The organism is Nocardia sp. NPDC060259, from assembly GCF_042728775.1.
Lineage (GTDB): Bacteria > Actinomycetota > Actinomycetes > Mycobacteriales > Mycobacteriaceae > Nocardia.
Window position 1 is genome coordinate 1 of record NZ_JBHXAY010000127.1, and the last position, 18,195, is coordinate 18,195.

The window sequence follows — 18,195 nt, forward strand, 5'->3', positions numbered from 1 at the left end:
GTATCCAGGATGATCTCCAGTGACGGCAGCGGCCCCGCCTCGGATGTCTCCGACGCGGGGCCGCAAGCGAAAAGAGCTGCTATGAGCTACTTTTCATGCACTCGACACCACTACTTCTGCGCGGCCTTGAACTCGCGACGACGGCGGTGCAGGATCGGCTCGGTGTAGCCGTTGGGCTGCTTGGTGCCCTCGAGCACCAGCTCCTTGGCCGCCTGGAAGGCGATCGAGGCGTCGAAGTCCGGTGCCATCGGGCGGTAGGCCTTGTCACCGGCGTTCTGGCGGTCGACGACGGGGGCCATGCGCTCGAGGCTGGCGATCACGTCGGCCTCGGTGACGATGCCGTGGCGCAGCCAGTTGGCGACCAGCTGGCTCGAGATGCGCAGCGTGGCACGGTCTTCCATCAGGCCGATGTCGTTGATGTCGGGCACCTTGGAGCAGCCGACACCGTGATCGATCCAGCGGACGACGTAGCCCAGGATGCCCTGGGAGTTGTTGTCCAGCTCCTGACGCTTCTCCTCGTCGGACCAGTCGATGGACTGGGCCAGGGGGATCTCGAGGATCTGGTCGACGGTGGCACGCGGACCGCCCTTGGCGATCTCGGACTGCCGCTTGAACACATCCACCAGGTGGTAGTGGGTGGCGTGCAGGGTGGCGGCGGTCGGCGAAGGCACCCACGCGGTGTTGGCGCCTGCCTTCGGGTGCACGATCTTCTGCTCGAGCATGCCCGCCATCAGGTCGGGCATGGCCCACATGCCCTTGCCGATCTGCGCCTTGCCGGGCAGACCCTTGGCCAGGCCGGTGTCGACGTTCCAGTCCTCGTAGGAGGTGATCCAGGTCTGGGTCTTCATCTCGGCCTTGCGGACCATCGGCCCGGCCTCCATGGAGGTGTGGATCTCGTCGCCGGTGCGGTCGAGGAAGCCGGTGTTGATGAACACCACGCGGTCCTTGGCGGCTTCGATCGACGCGGCGAGGTTGACCGTGGTGCGGCGCTCCTCGTCCATGATGCCGACCTTGAGGGTGTTGCGGGTCAGGCCGAGGACATCCTCGATCCGGCCGAACAGCTCGTTGGTGAACGCGGCCTCGTCGGGGCCGTGCATCTTCGGCTTCACGATGTAGACCGAGCCGGTGCGGGTGTTGGCGCGCGCGGCGGTGCCGTTGAGCGAGTGCACGGCGATCAGCGAGGTGATCAGGCCGTCCATGATGCCCTCGGGGACCTCGTTGCCCTGCGCGTCGATGATCGCGTCGGAGGTCATCAGGTGGCCCACGTTGCGCACGAACAGCAGCGAACGGCCGTGCAGCACCAGCTCGGAACCGTCGAGCGCGGTGAACACGCGGTCGGGGTTCATGGTGCGGGTGAAGGTCTTGCCGCCCTTGGTGACCTCTTCGGCCAGATCGCCCTTCATCAGGCCGAGCCAGTTGCGGTAACAGACGACCTTGTCCTCGGCGTCGACCGCGGCGACCGAGTCCTCGAAGTCCATGATCGTGGTGAGCGCGGACTCGAGCACGATGTCCTTGACACCGGCGGTGTCGGTCGAGCCGATCGGCGAGTTCGCGTCGATCTGGATCTCGATGTGCAGGCCGTTGTGCTTGAGCAGCACCGAGGTCGGGGCCTCGGGGTCGCCCAGGTAGCCGACGAGCTGCGACGGGTCGGCCAGGCCGATGTCGGTGCCGTCTTCCAGGCCGATCTCGAGCTCGCCGTCGACGATCTTGTAGTACGACGAACCGATGTGCGAGCCGGTGATCAGGGTGACGGCGTCGTCGAGGAAGTTACGGCCCCACTCGATGACCTTGTCGCCGCGCACGCGGTTGTAGCCGGTGCCCTTCTCCGCGCCGTTGGCCTCGGAGATGGCGTCGGTGCCGTAGAGCGCGTCGTAGAGCGAGCCCCAGCGCGCGTTGGCGGCGTTGATCGCGAAGCGCGCGTTCATCACCGGCACCACGAGCTGCGGGCCCGCGGTGGTGGCGATCTCGGCGTCGACGTTGCCGGTGCCGATCTGGAACGGGGCGGGCTCGGGACGCAGGTAACCGATCTCGGTCAGGAACTCCTTGTAGGCGCCCTTGTCGTAGCCTGCGCCCGGGCTCTCCTGGTGCCAAGCGTCGAGCTTGCCCTGGATCTCGTCGCGTTCGGCCAGCAGTGCACGGTTGCGCGGGGCGAGGTCGTTGATGACCTGCTCGGCGCCGGCCCAGAACGCGGCGGAATCTACGCCGGTACCGGGGAGCGCCTCGTTCTCGATGAAACCGTGGAGAACGCTGGCCACCTGGAGCCCGCCGACCTGAATCCGCTCTGTCATCTACTGCCTCACTTTTGAGAAAGCCGGGTGGGAAAAGTCGATGTCATGTTACCCGTGGGTAGTGGTGACACCTCGTGTGGGTTCGAACGCCGCAGGAGCGCCGTCCATTCCGCCACGCCGAGACGCCGGGGTCAGCGCGGTGGGCGTGGCGAGCCACCCCTTGATTGTAGGCACCGGGAGAATTAATGTACTGACCGGAACATTTCTCGGCGGTCAGCGCTGGTCGCCCGGCGGAGTGGAGGCACGGTGAACGTCGCGCAGCCCGGCGAACCCGTCGCTCCCGTGCGGCGCCGTGGCCGCCCACCCGCCGCCGATCGCGGCGCGGCGGGCACCGGTGATCGCATCCGCGCCGCCGCCCTCGATCTGTTCGCCGAACGCGGCTTCCACGCCACCGGCGTCGCCGAGATCGGCGCGAAGGCCGATGTCCAGCGCGGCGCGCTGTACTACCACATCGGGTCCAAGGAAGAGCTGCTGTGGGAGATCCTCGGCGACTACACCCGGCTGCTGCTCGACGACGCCGAACGCATCGTCGCGGCGGGCGCCGATCCGGTCGAGACCCTGCGCCTGCTGATCCGCAGTCATGTGGAGCTGATCGTCACGCACCGGCGCGCGGTGGCCGTGCACCTGCGCGACGGGGACGCGCTCACCGGGCAACGCGCCACCGAACTGCAGCAGTTGCGTGACCGGCTCCAGCGTCGCTGGCAGGACGTCATCGACGCGGGCTTCGCCACGGGGCAGCTGCGCACCGCCGATCACGTCGTCACCAACGGTCTGCTCGGCATGCTGAACTCGCTCGGTTTCTGGTACCGCGAGCGCGGTGCGCGCTCCCCCGCCGAGATCGCCGCGATCCTCACCGACACCGTCCTGTCCGGGCTCACCGCCCCCGACGACAACACGAAAGGCTGACCATGGCTTGGGATTTCGAGACCGATCCGGAGTACCAGCGCAAGCTCGACTGGGTCGCGGAGTTCGTCCGCACCGAGGTCGAGCCCCTGGATCTGCTCTACCCCAACCCCTATGACCGGACCAATCCGGAGATCCGTGCGCTGATGCGGCCGCTGCAGCAGCAGGTCAAGGATCAGGGGCTGTGGGCCTGCCACCTCGGCCCCGAACTGGGTGGGCCCGGTTACGGTCAGCTCAAGCTCGCGCTGCTCAACGAGGTGCTCGGCACGTCGATGTGGGCGCCGCTCGTGTTCGGTTGTCAGGCACCGGATTCCGGCAACGCGGAGATTCTGGCACACTTCGGCACCCCGGAGCAGAAGGCGAAGTACCTGCAGCCGCTGCTCGACGGCGAGATCGGGTCCTGCTACGTGATGACCGAGCCCACCGGCGGCTCGGACCCGACCTCGTTCCGGACCACCGCGGTGCGCGACGGCGACGAGTGGGTCATCAACGGCGAGAAGTGGTTCAACTCCTGCGCCGAGTTCGCCACCTTTCATATCGTGATGGTGGTGACCGATCCGGCCGCCGAACCGCATCTGCGATTGTCGATGTTCATCGTCCCGGCAGATGCCCCGGGCCTCGAGTTGGTCCGCAATTTCACCGTGCCCGGATTCAGCGAACACGAAGGGCACCTGCGGTTCACCGATGTCCGGGTGCCCGCCGACCATCTGCTCGGCGCCGAAGGCGCGGGCTTCGTCGTCGCGCAGACCCGCCTCGGGGGCGGGCGCGTGCACCATGCCATGCGCACGGTCGCGTTGGTGCGCAAGGCTTTCGACATGATGTGCGAGCGCGCCGTGTCGCGCCCGGCGCGCAAGGGCGTGCTCGGCGGCTTCCAGATGACCCAGGAACGCATCGCGGACAGCTGGATCCAGATGGAGCAGTTCCGCCTGCTCGTCCTGCGCACAGCCTGGCGCATCGACCAGGCCCAGGACTACCGCGCCGTCCGCAAGGACATCGCCGCCATCAAGGTCGCCATGCCGACGGTGATGAACGACATCGCCCGCCGCGCACTACATCTGCACGGCGCACTGGGTGTCAGCACCGACCTTCCGTTCCTCGACATGACCACCTACGCCGAGGTCATGGCCATCGCCGACGGTCCCACCGAGGTCCACAAGATCACCCTCGCCAAGGAAGTCCTCAAGCAGTACGCGCCCGCGGATCCGGTCTACCCCACCGGTTTCCGCCCCACCCTCCGCGAGGAAGCCCGCGACCTCGTCGCACGCCGCCTCGAACGCGAGGTCGGCAACCTCTAGTCGAGGGCGAAGCCGCATCACCCCATCGGCGTCACCGGGTGAACGGCCAGGTCACACACCGACAGCGCTTCGGCGACCGGCACCGTGTCGGTGGTGTCGGGTGGGGTGACCCGGAGACCGGTATAGGCGGGGCACGGATTGCCCTCGGCGTCGGTGGACGTGCCTTCGACGATGGCTTCGGCACCGTGGTCCCGGGTGAGGATCACGGTGGCGGGTGCGTCCTGGCTGGGTGGGAGTCCGCCCAGATAGCCGCGGGGCGTGCGGGTGGCATTGCTGGTGGTGTCGCCGACCGCGTCGACGCCGGGGTAGCCGGTGAGCGAGCACGGGCCGCTGGCGCCGACCAGCCAGAAGCGCAGGGTCAGGCCCTGGTGGCCCGCGGCGGCGGAGACCGGGCTGCCGCCGACCAGCACCTGGCCGTCGGCGCAGGCGGGGGCGGTATCCGGGAGCGGGAAGCTCGGCGGGCTCGGCGGGCCGGCGGTGACCGCCGGGGCCGATGTCACGGGCGATCCCGGAGCAGGCATGGCGGCGGGTGGGACCAGGGTGGCCGGGCCCGCGGCACTCGACTGGATCGAGGAAGCCGGTCCCGGCGCGGGCAGGGTCGGACTCGGTCTCTCCGCGGGTGCGTTCGTCCCGCCGGAATCGTTACCGCAGCCGGCGAGCAGCAGGACCGCCGCGCATGCCACGGTGGCCGGAATCAGCGCTGTCCGCATGAGCACCACTCCTCGCGATCGCCCGCGCCTGACGGGCACCTCACCCCGAAAATGTATCGCGACCTGCCCCTCGTCCGTTCCCCTCGGAACCGGAGCGTTACCGGAAATAAATCAGCCGACATCCGGCGCGGCGTATGCCACCATGAATTCCACGCTGGTCATTCGCACCGGCGTGAGACCGACGAGACACTTCGAGAGGAGGAGACGGCCGTGAAAACCATTGCGCCACTGCGACAGTCCGAAAAGACCTATCGCCGCGCCGATTCGGCCCGCATCGCGCGAAGCGCAGGCAACGCTGCCATGGCCCGTCTCCGGTTCGCGCACTGACGCGGTAACCCACTCAGCTTCGACTGTCGTTCACTTCTCTCGAAACATGGTGATTCCCATGACGATCCGTCATGCCGTCGACCCGATGGCGCCCACTTCCGACACCTGGATACGCACCAGGGTGCTCGTGCTCAACGCCAGCTACGAGGCCCTCGACGAGATCACCGCCGACCGGGCCGTGACACTGCTGATCAGCGGCGCCGCGGAGACCGTCATCGAGCGCGCGCCGCGGTTCCCGATCCGGTCCCAGCACCTGGTCATCGGGCTGCCGGAGACGATCCGGCTGGTGCGTTACGTCTACCTGGGTCACGTCGCCGCGGTGGGCGAGGACAGCCGCGCCACGCTGGCCGGTGTCCTGCGCCGCGACAAGCAGCGCTGCGGCTACTGCGCCGACTGGGCGCAGACCGTCGACCACATCCGCCCGCGCAGCAGGGGCGGACCGAACACGTGGGGCAACCTGATCGCCTGCTGCGGACCCTGCAATACGAACAAGGCCGACCGCACCCCCGAAGAAGCGGGAATGCGGCTGCTGTGGGAGCCCAAGGCTCCCGACCCGCTGGCCCGCACCCAGCGCCGGATCTGGAAGGAGTACGCGCCGTGACCACCACCGACCTCGCACTGACCGAACTGCTGACTCTGTCCGATTCCGGGCAATGGCACCGCGCCGCCTGCCGGGGTGACCCGAACCACGAGGCGTGGTTTCCGTACCCGTCGCAGGACTTCGACTACGCCCGCCGGATCTGCGCCGGTTGCCCGTTGCTCGCGGGGTGCACCGAGTACGCGGCGCAGACCGGCCAGTCGGGGGTCTGGGGTGGTCGTGAATACGACCGCGGACGGGTGATCCGCGAGTGACCGGCCGGGGCCGGGTGTCCGTCGTGACGCCCGGCCCCACGCCATGACCAGCGTCGATGCGCACCGGTATGCACCGTGCGGCCCGCCGATGCCGTGTCCTTAAACTTGCCCCGTGGGTACTCATCGCAGCGGGACCAGTTCTCGAAGTATCAGCAAGGGTCCGGTTATCGCGGCATCGGTACTCGTGCTGGTACTCGTGGCCGTGTTCGCCTGGTTCCAGCTCAGCGATCGTGCCGCGAGCACCGACGTCGCGGCAGCGGCCGAATGCGTCGAGGGACCGGCGTCGCTGGACGTCACCGTCGATCCGGCGATCGCGGGCCCGATCCGCGCCGCCGCCGACCGCTACAACGCGAGCAAGCCGCGGGTGCGTGACCATTGCGCGCGGGTGGAGGTGTCGGCCCGCCCGTCAGCCGCCCTGGTCGCGGGCCTGGCCGATACCGGGAAGTGGGATCCGGCGCTCGGCCCGAAGCCGGGGCTCTGGATCGCCGATTCCAGCCGCTCGATCGAACTGGTGCGGGTGCCAGGGCTGATCGAGGGCACGCCCGCCTCCATCGCCACCAGCCCGATCGTGCTGGCCGTCCCCGACGCGCTGCGCCAAGCGCTCGAACAGCACCAGATCGCCTGGTCCGATCTGCCGCGCCTGCAGCAGGGCTCGCTCGACGAGCTCGGCCTGTCCGGCTGGGGCGGGTTGCGGATGGCACTGCCCGACGGCGACGCCACCACCGCCGCGGCCGCCTCGATCGGGGCCGCTGTGTCGGGCACCGAGCCGCTGACCGAGCAGGCCGCCGGTTCCGGCCAGGTCGTCGCCGCGATCTCCGGGCTCGCCGCGGACGCCCAGGTGCCCGCCGACCTGGTCTCGGCGATGGGTGCGATCACCGCCGACCCCACCGCCGACGAGGTGCACGCCGTGGCCGCCACCGCGCAGCAGCTCGGCACCGGCGGGCTCACCGCGTTCCGGCCTGTCGGCACCGCGCCGCTCGCGGACTATCCCGCCGCCCTGCTGTCGGGCCCGTGGGTCGACAAGACCCAGAACCTCATCGCGTCCCGGTTCATCGACTTCCTGCGCGCCCCCGAACAGGCAGGTGCCCTCGCGACCGAGGGGTTCGGCCCGGCCATCGGTTCGGCGCCGGCCAACCCGGACAAGGCGGCACTGCAGAAGGTGCAGGCCACCCTGGCCAACCCGGTCCTCGGCGTGAATGCCACCGTGCTGCTCGATGTCTCGTCGTCGATGGGCACCGCGGAGGGATCGACCACCCGGCTGGCGAACGCGGGCGCTGCCCTCGCCTCGACGCTGACGGTGATGCCGCCGGACTTCGGCCTCGGGCTGTGGACCTTCGGCAAGAACCTCGACGGCACCACCCCGTACCAGGTGCAGGTCCCCACCGACCTGCTGACCGACACCCAGCGCAACGCGGTGGGCTCGGCGGTGACCACCACCAAGGCGAGCCAGAGCACCACCGACCAGGCCTACCCCAGCCTGCTCGCCGCCTACCGCGCCGCGGTCGCCGCCTACTCCCCCGGCCGCACCAACTCGATTCTGGTGATCACCGACGGCCCCGACGACGACTCCTCGCTCACCGGGTCCGCGCTCGTCGCCGAGATCACCGCCGCCACCAAGTCCGACAAGCCCGTCCGGATCGATGTCGTCGTGGTCGGCGGCCCGGGCACCCAGACCCTGCAGACCCTCGCACAGCAGACCGGTGGCACCTACACCCGCGTGCCGACGAGCAACGACCTCAGCTTCGGCACCGCGGTGGTCAAGGCACTCACCACTCCCTGACCCGGAACAGCCGCGCGGGCAACACTATTCGCCCACGCGGCCGCCACCGATCTGACTACCGTGGTGTGAACCGGCGCACAGCGGGGTACCCGCAACCCACTGCGTTCGGTTCGATCCGCGGCGGGGAGACGAGTGATGGCGACGAACCACGGCGCGCGATGGCGGGCCGCGATCCGGCACTGGCACGAACGGGCGAGCCGGGCCGTCATCCTCGCCGCCCGCAAACCGAATCACTACATTCTCACCGTCAGCACGGCCGCCGCCGGGATCTTCAGCTCGCTGGAGCTGTCGGATCCGGTCAAGAAGGGCATCGACGCGCTGCCCGTCGTGACCAACAGCGACTGGCTCGGTTTCATCCTGTTCACCGTCGTGATCGCCGCGGGACTACGGCTGTTGTCGGTGACGGTCGGCAGGCTCGCCGGGCGCGAACCGATCGACGTGCTGGCCGGGCTCATCGACGAGAGCGGGCTGCTCCCCGACCTCACCTCACACTATGGGAGACGCATGACCGGCGACACCGATGTGACCCCGCAGCTCGACTACCGGGTGCGCCATCTCGACGATCGTGACCTGGACACGCTGTGCCAGATCAATCGCGAGGTCTTCGCCCGATCCGGTTTCGCGACGCCACTCGACCTGATCCGGCAGCGCAATCTCAGTGTGCACCAGGTCAATCCGCTGGCGTACAGCCTGATCGAGGCCCAGGTCGACGGCAGTTTCGTGCCGGTCGGATTCTCCTGCATCCTGCCGCTGAACCGGCTCGGCGAGGCAGCCTATTGCCGCACCGGCGGACTCACCGACGCCCAGGTGCGCGGCATCCATGTGACCCGGCCCGGCGAGTGGTCCGACGCGGTGGTGTTGTTCTCGGTCGGTCTGCTGCGCGGGTTCCGCGGCAGGCTCGGCGCCAGCCCGCTGACCATCTCGCAGATCTTCATCGACCATCTCGCCGAAGTCCTGCTCGACGTCCACGCCGCGGATCCGGCCCGGCCGACGACGCGGGTGTACGCGCAGACCGAGCACACGGGCACCGGCGTCGCACGACTGCTGGCCGCGTTCGGGTTCGCCGATACCGGTGTGGTGACCGGCGACGGTTATCCGCTGCAGCTGCTCGAGGTGCCGTTGGGCTCCATCGATCCGGCCGCGGTGCCGACCGCGCCGGGGTTGCGCACGCTGCTCGAACGACTGCGTCAGCAGAGTCCGTCAGGGTGAGACCTCCACCAGCGCACCGGATTCCATCGCGACCCATAGGTGGCCTGAGGCGTCGACGGTGAGGCCGTGTGGTTCGGCGCCGGGGAGTGCGAGGTGGTCGATCACGCCGTCGGTGGTGATCCGGCCGAGCCTGCCCGCCGCCCACTCGGTGAACCACAGCGCACCGTCGGGGCCCGCGACGATCGCGTGCGGGCGCGCGGCGGGGTCGGGGAGGGTGAATTCGGTGATCGTGCCGTCGGTGTCGATGCGCCCGATGGCACCGGCGCCGATCTCGGTGAACCACACCGCGCCGTCCGGGCCCGCGGTGATGCCGACCGGCGCGGCGGCCGGGGTCGTCACCGGGTATACCGTGAGGGCAAGGTCGCGATCCACCCGGCCGATCGCGTTGCCCTGATTCACCGTAAACCACAGGGCGCCATCGGATCCCGTGGTGATCATCGACGGCATACCTTCGACGTCGACGCGGCCGATCGTACCGTCGGCGGCGAGCCGCCCCACGCGACCGGACTGCAGCTCGGTGAACCAGAGTGCGCCGTCAGGTCCGAGACACGCACCGTAGGGACCGTCCAGCTCGATGCTGGTCACGTCGCCCTCGGTCGTGATGCGGCCGAGCCTGCCGCCCTGAAACTCGGTGAACCACAACGCATCGCCGGGGCCGGTCACGATGACGGTGGGTTGCCCGTCGGAGGGGTCGAGGGCGAATGTCCGCACCACACCGTCGGCGCAGCGGCCGATCATGCCCTGTGCGACCAGGGTGAACCACAGCGCGCCGTCCGGCCCGACGGTCACCCCGTAGGGCGCGCCCGGCACCTCGATCACCTGCACGATGTCAGCCAAAGTCCTGAATTCCCTTCTGTATTCCCCGGAATCGGCGGCGCAGCGCACGGTCGTGCGACACCACGACCACCGCGCCCCGGTAATCGTGCAGCGCCTGTTCCATCTCGTCGACCAGCGTCAGCGACAGGTGGTTGGTCGGTTCGTCGAGCAGCAGCAGATCATGGTCACCGGCGAGCACCCGGGCCAGCGACAATCTGCGTCGCTGCCCCTCCGACAAGGTGCCGACCGAGCGATCCAGCAGCTCGGGCGCGAACAATCCGGTCGCGACGAGCGCGGCCCGGCCGAAACCGTATGTCTCGGTGACGCTTCGGTCCGGATCGAAGCGGTCCTCCTGGCGCAGGTAGCCGACCCGGCCGGGCGCCGACGCGTGGATCGCATCGAGCAGCGTCGACTTTCCCGCCCCGTTCGGACCGTGGATCAGCAGCCTGCCCCGCGGTCCCAGGGTCACGGGCCCGATGGCGAACTCGGTGTGCGAGCCCACGGCGGCGAATCGTCCACGGAAGCACAGGGGTTCGGGCGGACACGGCACCGGGTCCGCGCGCAGGCGGCGCAGGCGTTCGGCGGTCTGCCGGACCCGCGAGGCGACCGAGCTCTGCACCCGGCCCGCATTGCGGTCGTAGGCCATCTTGTTGTTGTCCGACATCGCGCGACCGTGCGCCACCTGCTGGGCGGTGGTCGTCGCGAATTCCTCGAGTCGCCCGATCTCGCTGCGCCACTGCGCGTATTCCTGTTCCCAGCGCACGCGAGCGGCGGCCTTCTCGGCCAGGTATCCGGTGTAGCCGCCGCCGAAGCGGGTCAGGCCGCCGTCGGCCACCTCGATGATCGCCGTCACCACCCGGTCGAGGAAGATCCTGTCGTGGGAAACCAGCACGACGGTGCCGTGGTGGGTCCGCAGCCGGTTCTCCAGCCAGGTGAGCGCGTTCTCGTCGAGATGGTTGGTCGGTTCGTCGAGCAGCAGGACCTCCGGCGAAGCCGCGAGCAGGCAGGCAAGTCCGAGCCTGGCGCGCTCCCCGCCGGACAGGCTGTCGAGTGACCGGTCGCGGTCGATCCCGGCCAGGCCGAGACCGTGCAGCGACGCGTCGACCCTGGCGTCGGCGGTGTAGCCGTCGCGCGCCTCGAACCGGGTGAGCAGTTCGCCGTAGCGGTCCATGTCCTGGGCTTCGGCGGCGGCGTGCATGCCGCGTTCCAGGTCCCGCAGCTCCGCGAGCGCCAGCTCGATCGCGGCGCCGACGGTGTCACCGGCGAGGGTCTGCGCGAGGTGGCCGAGGCCGCCGTCGGCGCTGACGATCACCGATCCGGTGTCCGCACGGTCGAGTCCGGCCAGCACCCGCAGCAGCGTCGACTTCCCTGACCCGTTCTCGCCGACGATGCCGACCCGCTCGCCGGGCCGGATCGTCGCCGTCACGGTGTCGAGCACGGGCCGGTCCGCGTAGGACTTCGACACTCCGCGCAGACTCAGTTGAGTGGTCAAACAGCGCTCCAATCGCAACTTGTGTAGCTTTAACCTTACAAACCTGGTTCAACTAACGCAACAGGAGTTGTTTTTGGAACCGCAACGACGACCCGGCGGACGCAGTGCCCGGGTCCGGGAGGCCGTGCTAGACGCGACGACGGCCGAACTCGCCGAGCACGGCTACCAGGGCCTGAGCATGGAATCCGTCGCCCAGCGGGCCGGAGTGCACAAGACCACCGTCTACCGGCGCTGGCGCGGTCCCGAGGGACTCGTCGCCGATGCGCTCGACCGCGCGGCGGGACAGTCATGGCCGATTCCGGACACCGGCCGCCTCGTCGACGACCTGCGCGGGCTCACCGAACTGCTGCGGACCGGGTTCACCGATCCCGAATCCGGTCCGGTCGCAGCGGCTTTCGTCACCGCGGGCATGCAGCACCCGGACGCGGCCGCGGCACTGCGAACCTTCTACGCGGCGCGGCATGCCGAGGCGGCGGTGATCGTCGAACGGGCAATCGCGCGCGGGGAACTCGCTCCCGGCGTCGACGGAACGGAGATCATCCGGCTCGCGGTGGCACCCCTGTTCCACCGGCTGTTCATCACCCACGAGCCGGTCACCGCCGAACACGCCCGCCGAGCCGCCGATGCCGCGGTCACGCTCGCCGAATCAGCGTGGGCCGCAGAATCTTCGGCTCCGTAAACGACAGCGAGCCCCGCCGATGCGTTCGGCAGGGCTCGCTGTCGGATGACTGTCAGTCTTCGTAGGCGTCCAGCGGCGGGCAGGAGCAGACCAGGTTGCGGTCACCGAACGCACCGTCGATGCGGCGCACCGGCGGCCACACCTTCGGGCGGGTGTGGCCGATGCCCCGCGGGTAGACCGCGACCTCACGGCTGTAGGGGTGGTCCCACTCGCCGACCAGGCTCGCCGCGGTGTGCGGCGCGCCGCGCAACGGGTTGTCGGTCACCGGCCACACGCCTGCGCCGACCTGGTCGATCTCACCGCGGATGGCGATCATCGCGGCGATGAACTCGTCGAGCTCCTCGAGGTTCTCGCTCTCGGTGGGCTCGACCATCAGCGTGCCCGCGACCGGGAAGCTCATGGTCGGCGCGTGGAAACCGTAGTCGGCCAAGCGCTTTGCCACATCGTCGACGGTGACACCGGTCTGCTTGGTGATCTCGCGCAGGTCGAGGATGCACTCGTGGGCGACCATGCCGTTCTCGCCGGTGTAGAGCACCGGGAAGTAGGCGTCGAGGCGGCGGGCGATGTAGTTCGCCGAGGCGATCGCGGTCAGCGTCGCCTCGCGCAGGCCCTCGGCGCCCATCATCCGGATGTAGGCCCAGGTGATCGGCAGGATCGACGCCGAACCGTAGTTGGCCGCCGACACCGCGTGCGAACCGGCTTCGAGCGGGTCACCGGGCAGGTACTGGGCGAGGTGCGAGCGCACCGCCACCGGGCCGACGCCGGGACCGCCGCCGCCGTGCGGGATGCAGAAGGTCTTGTGCAGGTTCAGGTGGCTGACATCGCCGCCGAACCGGCCGGGCCGGGCGAGCCCGACCAGGGCGTTGAGGTTCGCGCCGTCGACGTACACCTGGCCGCCCGCGTCGTGCACGAGCGCGCACAGCTCGGCGACCTCGTGCTCGTAGACACCGTGGGTGGACGGGTAGGTGATCATGATGCAGGCCAGCCGGTCGGCGTGGTCGGCGATCTTGGCGCGCAGGTCGTCCAGATCGACATCGCCGTTGTCCCGGCACTTCACGACCTCGACACGCATGCCGACCATGGCCGCCGAGGCCGCGTTGGTGCCGTGCGCGCTCGACGGGATCAGGCAGGTGTCGCGGTGGTCGTCGCCGCGATCGAGGTGGTAGCGCCGGATCGCCAGCAGGCCGGCGTACTCGCCCTGGCTACCGGCGTTGGGCTGCAGGCTCACCGCGTCGTAGCCGGTGATCTCGGCCAGCCACTGCTCGAGGTCGCCGATGAGCTTCAGGATGCCGGGCACGTCCTCGGTGGGCGCGAACGGGTGCAGCCGGGCGAAACCGGGCCACGTGATGGCCTCCATCTCCGCGGTCGCGTTGAGCTTCATGGTGCAGGAACCGAGCGGAATCATGCTGCGGTCCAACGCGATGTCCTTGTCCGACAGCGAACGCAGGTAACGCAGCATGGCGGTCTCGGTGTGGTGGCGGGTGAACGCCGGATGCGTCAGGTAGTCCGAGGTGCGGGTCTCGATCGGGGCGGGCTGGGCGCTCGTGGCGTCGGGAGTCCGTGCGGTGCCGAAGGATTCGACGACCGCGGCGACATGCGTGGCGGTGGTCGCCTCGTCGCAGGCGATCGCGACGTGATCGGCGTCGACCAGGCGCAGGTTGATGCCCTGCGACTTCGCCTTGGCGACAACGGCTTCCGCGCCGCCGGGCACATACGCCAGCACGGTGTCGAAGAAGTTGTCGTGCACCAGCGCGGCGCCGATCCCGGACGCGACGGCCGCGGCGTGCCCGTGTACCCGGCGCGCGATGGCGCGCAGCCCGTTGGCACCGTGGTAGCTGGCGTACATGGCGGCGACGATGGCCAGCAGCACCTGCGCGGTACAGATGTTGGAGGTCGCCTTCTCGCGGCGGATGTGCTGCTCCCGCGTCTGCAGGGCGAGGCGGTAGGCCGGGGCGCCGTCGGCGTCGACGGACACGCCGACCAGGCGACCGGGCAGCTGCCGGGCGAACGCGGTGCGCACGGCGAGGTAGCCGGCGTGCGGGCCGCCGAAGCCCATCGGCACGCCGAAGCGCTGCGTGGTGCCGAAGCACACGTCGGCGCCCTGCTCACCGGGCGGCGTGATCAGCGTCAGCGCCAGCAGGTCGGCGCCGGCGGCGACGAGCGCGCCCCGCTCGTGGGCGGCCGCGAACAGCGCGGTGTAGTCGACGATCCGGCCGGAGGCGCCGGGAGTCTGCGCGATCACGCCGAAGAACTCGCCCTCGGGCAGTTCGCCGGAGGACAGATCGCACTCGACGATCTCGATGCCGAGCGGCTCGGCCCTGGTGCCGATGATGGTCTTGGTCTGCGGGAACAGATCGGCGTCGAGGACGAGCCGGTTCGACTTGGACTTGCCCGCGCGGCGCAGCAGCGTCATCGCCTCGGCGGCCGCGGTGGCCTCGTCGAGCATGGAGGCGTTGGCGACGTCCATGCCGGTCAGATCCGAGACCATGGTCTGGAAGTTGAGCAGCGCCTCGAGCCTGCCCTGGCTGATCTCGGGCTGGTACGGGGTGTAGGCGGTGTACCAGGCCGGGTTCTCCAGCAGGTTGCGCACCAGCACCGGCGGGGTGAGCGTGTCGTAATAGCCGAGGCCGATCATCGAGGTGGCGACGGTGTTGGAGTGCGCCAGCGCGGCCAGTTCGGCGAGCACCTCGTGCTCGGTGCCTGGCGCGGGCAGCGCGCCGAGGCCGGACTCGTCGAGGATCGTCGCGGGCAGTGCCGTGGTCGCGAGCGCGTCGATCGAGTCGACGCCGACGATCTCGAGGATCCGGGCGAGTTCGTCGGAATCGGGTCCGATGTGGCGGTCGGCGAACGAACGGGTCACGGCAGCTCCAAGGTCGGGCGGGTCGACCGTATGGTCGACGGGTACCAGCCCTCCCCCTCTGTCGTGGCGCCTGAGAGATTCGGTGACCCGGCGGCGAACAGCCGTGTCCCTTTCCCCGTGGGCGGGCAGCCTGAAGCCACCGCTTTCCAGAGGCGTCGAATCACCGTGCGGTCCCTGTTGCCTGAGAGATTGACGGGGAGGTGCTGCTCCTTCGGCGCCCGGACTCTCACGAATCCAGGACTCTCCCGCACGGCGGCGACGCGCCATCAAGTCTAGATGCAGCAAACCCCCGGCCGCGCCACCTGGGGCACGCCGGGGGTGTAGTGCTCGTCACTACTATCCGGTCTTGCGGTTCTCCCGCACCTTGCGCCGGAAGGACAGTTCGTCCTCGGGCCGGTCGGTGATCTCGGTGGCCCGCTCGGCAGGGAAGTCGGCGATCGCCCCGGTCAGTTCCCGCATGGCGCCGCTGACCGCGATTCCGAAGACGCCCTGCCCGCCCTGCAGTAAATCGACTACCTCCTCGGGCGAGGTGCACTCGTACACCGTGGTCCCGTCGGAGAACAGCGTGATCCCGGCCAGATCCGGCACCCCGCGGCTGCGCAGATGATCGACCGCGATCCGGATGTTCTGTAAAGAGACGCCCGCGTCCAGCAGCCGCTTCACGATCTTGAGGACAAGGATGTCCTTGAACGAGTACAACCGCTGACTGCCCGAACCCGCGGCGCCACGGATCGACGGCACAACCAGCCCGGTGCGGGCCCAGTAGTCGAGTTGACGGTAGGTGATGCCGGCGACCTGACACGCGCTCGGCACCCGATAGCCGACCAGATCGTCCGGAACCGAGTCGTCCGGGAACAAGCCAGGCTGCACCACATCCTGCGATTGCTCTTCCACTGACCACTCCTTGCTCTGCCGACGTTCTCGAATACCGGAGTCACGACGGATGTTGCCCGACTTTCGAGGTTACTCCTGTCATTGTCGGACCTGCACCGTTGTCGCACCAAGCACCGCGCGCGGCGATTCCCTCGACCTCTACTTCAGGTCTAGAAGATCGGGAAGTGAATCAGCTGTCCGTGGCCTTGAAGTCGTCGGGCGAGACCGACTCGAGGAACTCCTTGAACTTCTCGACCTCGTCCTCACGCTCGTCCGGCATCACCAGCCCGGCCTCGGCGAGTACCGGTTCCTCGGCGAAGATCGGGCAGCCGACCCGCAGCGCGATGGCCACCGAATCCGACGGCCGGGCCGAGACCCGCAGATCGCCGTCGAAGACGAGATCGGCGTAGAAGGTGCCCTCCTGCAGATCGACGATCCGCACTTCCTTGAGGGTGTGCCCGAGTTCGGTGATCAGAATCTTGATCAAATCGTGAGTGAGCGGACGGATCGGGGTGACCCCCTCCTGCTCGAGCACGATCGCGGTGGCCTCGGCCTGCCCGATCCAGATCGGCAGGTATCGCTCGCCCTCCGCTTCCCGCAGCAGCAGCACGGGCTGGTTCTGTGGCTGCTCGACACGGATGCCGATTACGCGCATCTCGCTCATGAGTTGTCTGCCTCCCATACTCGCCGCCGACCGGCACGACAGCTGCCCAGCTCGCCGTACCAACGAGTCTAGGCGAATTCCGGTCGGTGCAACGAGGACGTCCGAGCCGAAATCGGCGTGTTGCCGGGGTGATACCCGATCCGGTGGCCGGGTGTGTCAGTTGCCGAGTGCGGCGCGTACGGCCGCTGTCACCAGCGCCGCGTGCAGGTTCAGCGACAGTGCCGCCAGTTCGCGGACGGTCTCCTCGGCGCGGGCGCGCGCGTCGGCGTCGCGGCTCTTGGCGATAGGCGCGGCGATCTGGGCGACGAGGGCGGCCTCGCGGTCGGCGGCCAGTTTGAAGGCGCGCAGATGCCGGGCTTCCAGGCCGAATTCGGCCATCGATTTGGCCGCGTGCGCCAGCGTCACCGCGTCGGATTCGAAGAAGCCGCCCGCGCCGGGGACGATCAGTCCGGCGCGCAGCAGGTCGTCGAGAAATTTGTCGTCGATGCCCGCCTTGGCGAGCAGATCGGCGCGGGTCAGGCGCACCCCGACGTCGACGCGCAGTTCGTCCGGCGTGATCTCGCCGGGGACGACGCCCAGTCTGCGCGGCGGTGCCGGACTGACACCATCGGTATCCGCGCGCGCGGCGCCGGACAGCGACTGCCCGGCCTCCGCGGCGCTGTGGTGGGAGTGCGCCCTGGCGCGCGCTTCACGCACGCCAAGGGTCGCCGCACCACTGTCGATCGCTTCGAGTTGCTCCTTGATCACCTTGAGCGGCAGGTACTGATCGCGTTGCGCGGTCAGCACGAAACGCAGCCGTTCGTAGTCGGCCACCGAGAACCGCCGGTATCCCGACGGTGTCCGCTCCGGCCGGATCAGGCCCTCGGATTCGAGGAACCGGATCTTGGAGATGGTGATATCAGGAAAATCTGGTCGCAGCAGGTCGAGCACGGAGCCGATCGACATCCCTCCGCGCGCCCACTGCGCCGCCCCTGTCACAGCACTGCGCCCTTCGCGAGCACCAGCACCGTAGGGGTCATCGCGACCCCGCGCCCGACGCCGACTCGTTCGCCTGCGCGCGCGGACCGGTCAGGAAGACCAGCCGGAACTTGCCGATCTGGACCTCGTCGCCGTTCTGCAGCTCCGAGGAGTCCACCGGCTCCCGGTTGACGTAGGTGCCGTTGAGGCTGCCCACATCGACGACCTGGAACGAGTCGTCGTCCTGACGGAACTCCGCGTGCCGACGGCTGACAGTGACGTCATCGAGGAAGATGTCACTGTCGGGATGGCGACCGGCCGAGGTGGTCGGCTGATCCAGCAGGAAACGCGAGCCCGCGTTCGGGCCGCGCTTGACCACCAGGAGGGCCGCACCGACCGGCAGGCCCTCGACGCCCTGCACCGGCTGTTCGCCGGTCGGCTCTCCGGAGCGCGACGCGTCGACCTCGTTGAGGAAGTCCGCGCGGAAGAC

16 protein-coding genes and 1 riboswitch are annotated in these 18,195 nt (G+C 69.1%); of the genes, 7 read left to right on the forward strand and 9 right to left on the reverse strand.

The features are described 5' to 3' along the window. Positions 1-110: 110 nt before the first annotated feature. Entirely contained in the window at positions 111-2,288 is a 2,178-nt protein-coding gene (locus ACFWF2_RS29915) for a malate synthase G (RefSeq protein ID WP_379310815.1), read from the reverse strand. Between the two features lie 246 nt (positions 2,289-2,534). On the opposite strand from ACFWF2_RS29915, the gene ACFWF2_RS29920 reads away from it, so the two are divergent. After that, a complete protein-coding gene (locus tag ACFWF2_RS29920) occupies positions 2,535-3,194 on the forward strand; it encodes a TetR/AcrR family transcriptional regulator (RefSeq protein ID WP_379310816.1) in 660 nt (219 codons plus the stop codon). A 2-nt stretch (positions 3,195-3,196) separates the two neighbouring features. Further along, the gene (locus ACFWF2_RS29925) at positions 3,197-4,486 is read left to right on the forward strand and encodes an acyl-CoA dehydrogenase family protein (protein ID WP_379310817.1); all 1,290 of its coding nucleotides are present in this window, start codon (positions 3,197-3,199) and stop codon (positions 4,484-4,486) included. A 17-nt stretch (positions 4,487-4,503) separates the two neighbouring features. Here the strand turns inward: ACFWF2_RS29925 and ACFWF2_RS29930 are convergent, their stop codons facing one another. After that, positions 4,504-5,196: a DUF4232 domain-containing protein gene (locus ACFWF2_RS29930; RefSeq protein ID WP_379310819.1), complete on the reverse strand. Its 693-nt coding sequence runs from the start codon at positions 5,194-5,196 to the stop codon at positions 4,504-4,506. Between the two features lie 385 nt (positions 5,197-5,581). On the opposite strand from ACFWF2_RS29930, the gene ACFWF2_RS29935 reads away from it, so the two are divergent. From ACFWF2_RS29935 to ACFWF2_RS29950, 4 genes are all read left to right on the forward strand, one after another. Further along, the gene (locus tag ACFWF2_RS29935; RefSeq protein ID WP_379310820.1) at positions 5,582-6,124 is read left to right on the forward strand and encodes an HNH endonuclease; all 543 of its coding nucleotides are present in this window, start codon (positions 5,582-5,584) and stop codon (positions 6,122-6,124) included. Further along, entirely contained in the window at positions 6,121-6,375 is a 255-nt protein-coding gene (locus ACFWF2_RS29940) for a WhiB family transcriptional regulator (protein ID WP_189034276.1), read from the forward strand. Before ACFWF2_RS29935 ends, ACFWF2_RS29940 begins: the two co-directional genes overlap by 4 nt. A 112-nt stretch (positions 6,376-6,487) precedes the next feature. Then, entirely contained in the window at positions 6,488-8,155 is a 1,668-nt protein-coding gene (locus ACFWF2_RS29945; RefSeq protein WP_379310821.1) for a VWA domain-containing protein, read from the forward strand. Positions 8,156-8,290: 135 nt separating this feature from the next. Beyond that, positions 8,291-9,364 carry a hypothetical protein gene (locus ACFWF2_RS29950; protein ID WP_379310822.1) on the forward strand — a complete coding sequence of 358 codons (1,074 nt, stop codon included), beginning with the start codon at positions 8,291-8,293 and terminating at the stop codon, positions 9,362-9,364. Here ACFWF2_RS29950 and ACFWF2_RS29955 read toward each other — a convergent pair. Together ACFWF2_RS29955 and ACFWF2_RS29960 are read right to left on the reverse strand one after the other, a co-directional pair. Next, positions 9,356-10,201: a virginiamycin B lyase gene (locus ACFWF2_RS29955; RefSeq protein WP_379310823.1), complete on the reverse strand. Its 846-nt coding sequence runs from the start codon at positions 10,199-10,201 to the stop codon at positions 9,356-9,358. The genes ACFWF2_RS29950 and ACFWF2_RS29955 overlap by 9 nt on opposite strands. Next, positions 10,194-11,672 carry an ABC-F family ATP-binding cassette domain-containing protein gene (locus ACFWF2_RS29960; RefSeq protein WP_379310824.1) on the reverse strand — a complete coding sequence of 493 codons (1,479 nt, stop codon included), beginning with the start codon at positions 11,670-11,672 and terminating at the stop codon, positions 10,194-10,196. The genes ACFWF2_RS29955 and ACFWF2_RS29960 overlap by 8 nt, the downstream gene beginning before the upstream one ends. 124 nt (positions 11,673-11,796) lie before the next feature. On the opposite strand from ACFWF2_RS29960, the gene ACFWF2_RS29965 reads away from it, so the two are divergent. Then, positions 11,797-12,351, forward strand: a complete 555-nt coding sequence (locus tag ACFWF2_RS29965) for a TetR/AcrR family transcriptional regulator (RefSeq protein WP_379310825.1) — start codon at positions 11,797-11,799, stop codon at positions 12,349-12,351. 52 nt (positions 12,352-12,403) lie between these two features. Here the strand turns inward: ACFWF2_RS29965 and gcvP are convergent, their stop codons facing one another. From gcvP to ACFWF2_RS29990, 5 genes are all read right to left on the reverse strand, one after another. Then, the gene (gcvP, locus tag ACFWF2_RS29970) at positions 12,404-15,211 is read right to left on the reverse strand and encodes an aminomethyl-transferring glycine dehydrogenase (protein ID WP_379310826.1); all 2,808 of its coding nucleotides are present in this window, start codon (positions 15,209-15,211) and stop codon (positions 12,404-12,406) included. A 158-nt stretch (positions 15,212-15,369) separates the two neighbouring features. Beyond that, positions 15,370-15,469: riboswitch (glycine riboswitch) on the reverse strand. 78 nt (positions 15,470-15,547) lie between these two features. Next, the gene (locus ACFWF2_RS29975; RefSeq protein ID WP_189034281.1) at positions 15,548-16,105 is read right to left on the reverse strand and encodes a MerR family transcriptional regulator; all 558 of its coding nucleotides are present in this window, start codon (positions 16,103-16,105) and stop codon (positions 15,548-15,550) included. 169 nt (positions 16,106-16,274) lie between these two features. Continuing rightward, the gene (locus ACFWF2_RS29980) at positions 16,275-16,748 is read right to left on the reverse strand and encodes a bifunctional nuclease family protein (protein ID WP_379033723.1); all 474 of its coding nucleotides are present in this window, start codon (positions 16,746-16,748) and stop codon (positions 16,275-16,277) included. Between the two features lie 156 nt (positions 16,749-16,904). After that, positions 16,905-17,693 carry a MerR family transcriptional regulator gene (locus tag ACFWF2_RS29985; protein WP_379310827.1) on the reverse strand — a complete coding sequence of 263 codons (789 nt, stop codon included), beginning with the start codon at positions 17,691-17,693 and terminating at the stop codon, positions 16,905-16,907. 70 nt (positions 17,694-17,763) lie between these two features. Continuing rightward, positions 17,764-18,195: FHA domain-containing protein (locus tag ACFWF2_RS29990; RefSeq protein WP_379310828.1), on the reverse strand; the 432-nt coding region annotated here is incomplete at its 5' end.

Excerpts from the sequence above, each read along its gene's own strand:
- ACFWF2_RS29915 (WP_379310815.1), bottom strand. The coding sequence starts at position 2,288 with ATGACAGAGCGGATTCAGGTCGGCGGGCTCCAGGTGGCCAGCGTTCTC.
- ACFWF2_RS29925 (WP_379310817.1), top strand. The coding sequence starts at position 3,197 with ATGGCTTGGGATTTCGAGACCGATCCGGAGTACCAGCGCAAGCTCGAC.
- ACFWF2_RS29930 (WP_379310819.1), bottom strand. The coding sequence starts at position 5,196 with ATGCGGACAGCGCTGATTCCGGCCACCGTGGCATGCGCGGCGGTCCTG.
- ACFWF2_RS29935 (WP_379310820.1), top strand. The coding sequence starts at position 5,582 with ATGACGATCCGTCATGCCGTCGACCCGATGGCGCCCACTTCCGACACC.
- ACFWF2_RS29950 (WP_379310822.1), top strand. The coding sequence starts at position 8,291 with ATGGCGACGAACCACGGCGCGCGATGGCGGGCCGCGATCCGGCACTGG.
- ACFWF2_RS29980 (WP_379033723.1), bottom strand. The coding sequence starts at position 16,748 with ATGAGCGAGATGCGCGTAATCGGCATCCGTGTCGAGCAGCCACAGAAC.
- ACFWF2_RS29985 (WP_379310827.1), bottom strand. The coding sequence starts at position 17,693 with ATGTCGATCGGCTCCGTGCTCGACCTGCTGCGACCAGATTTTCCTGAT.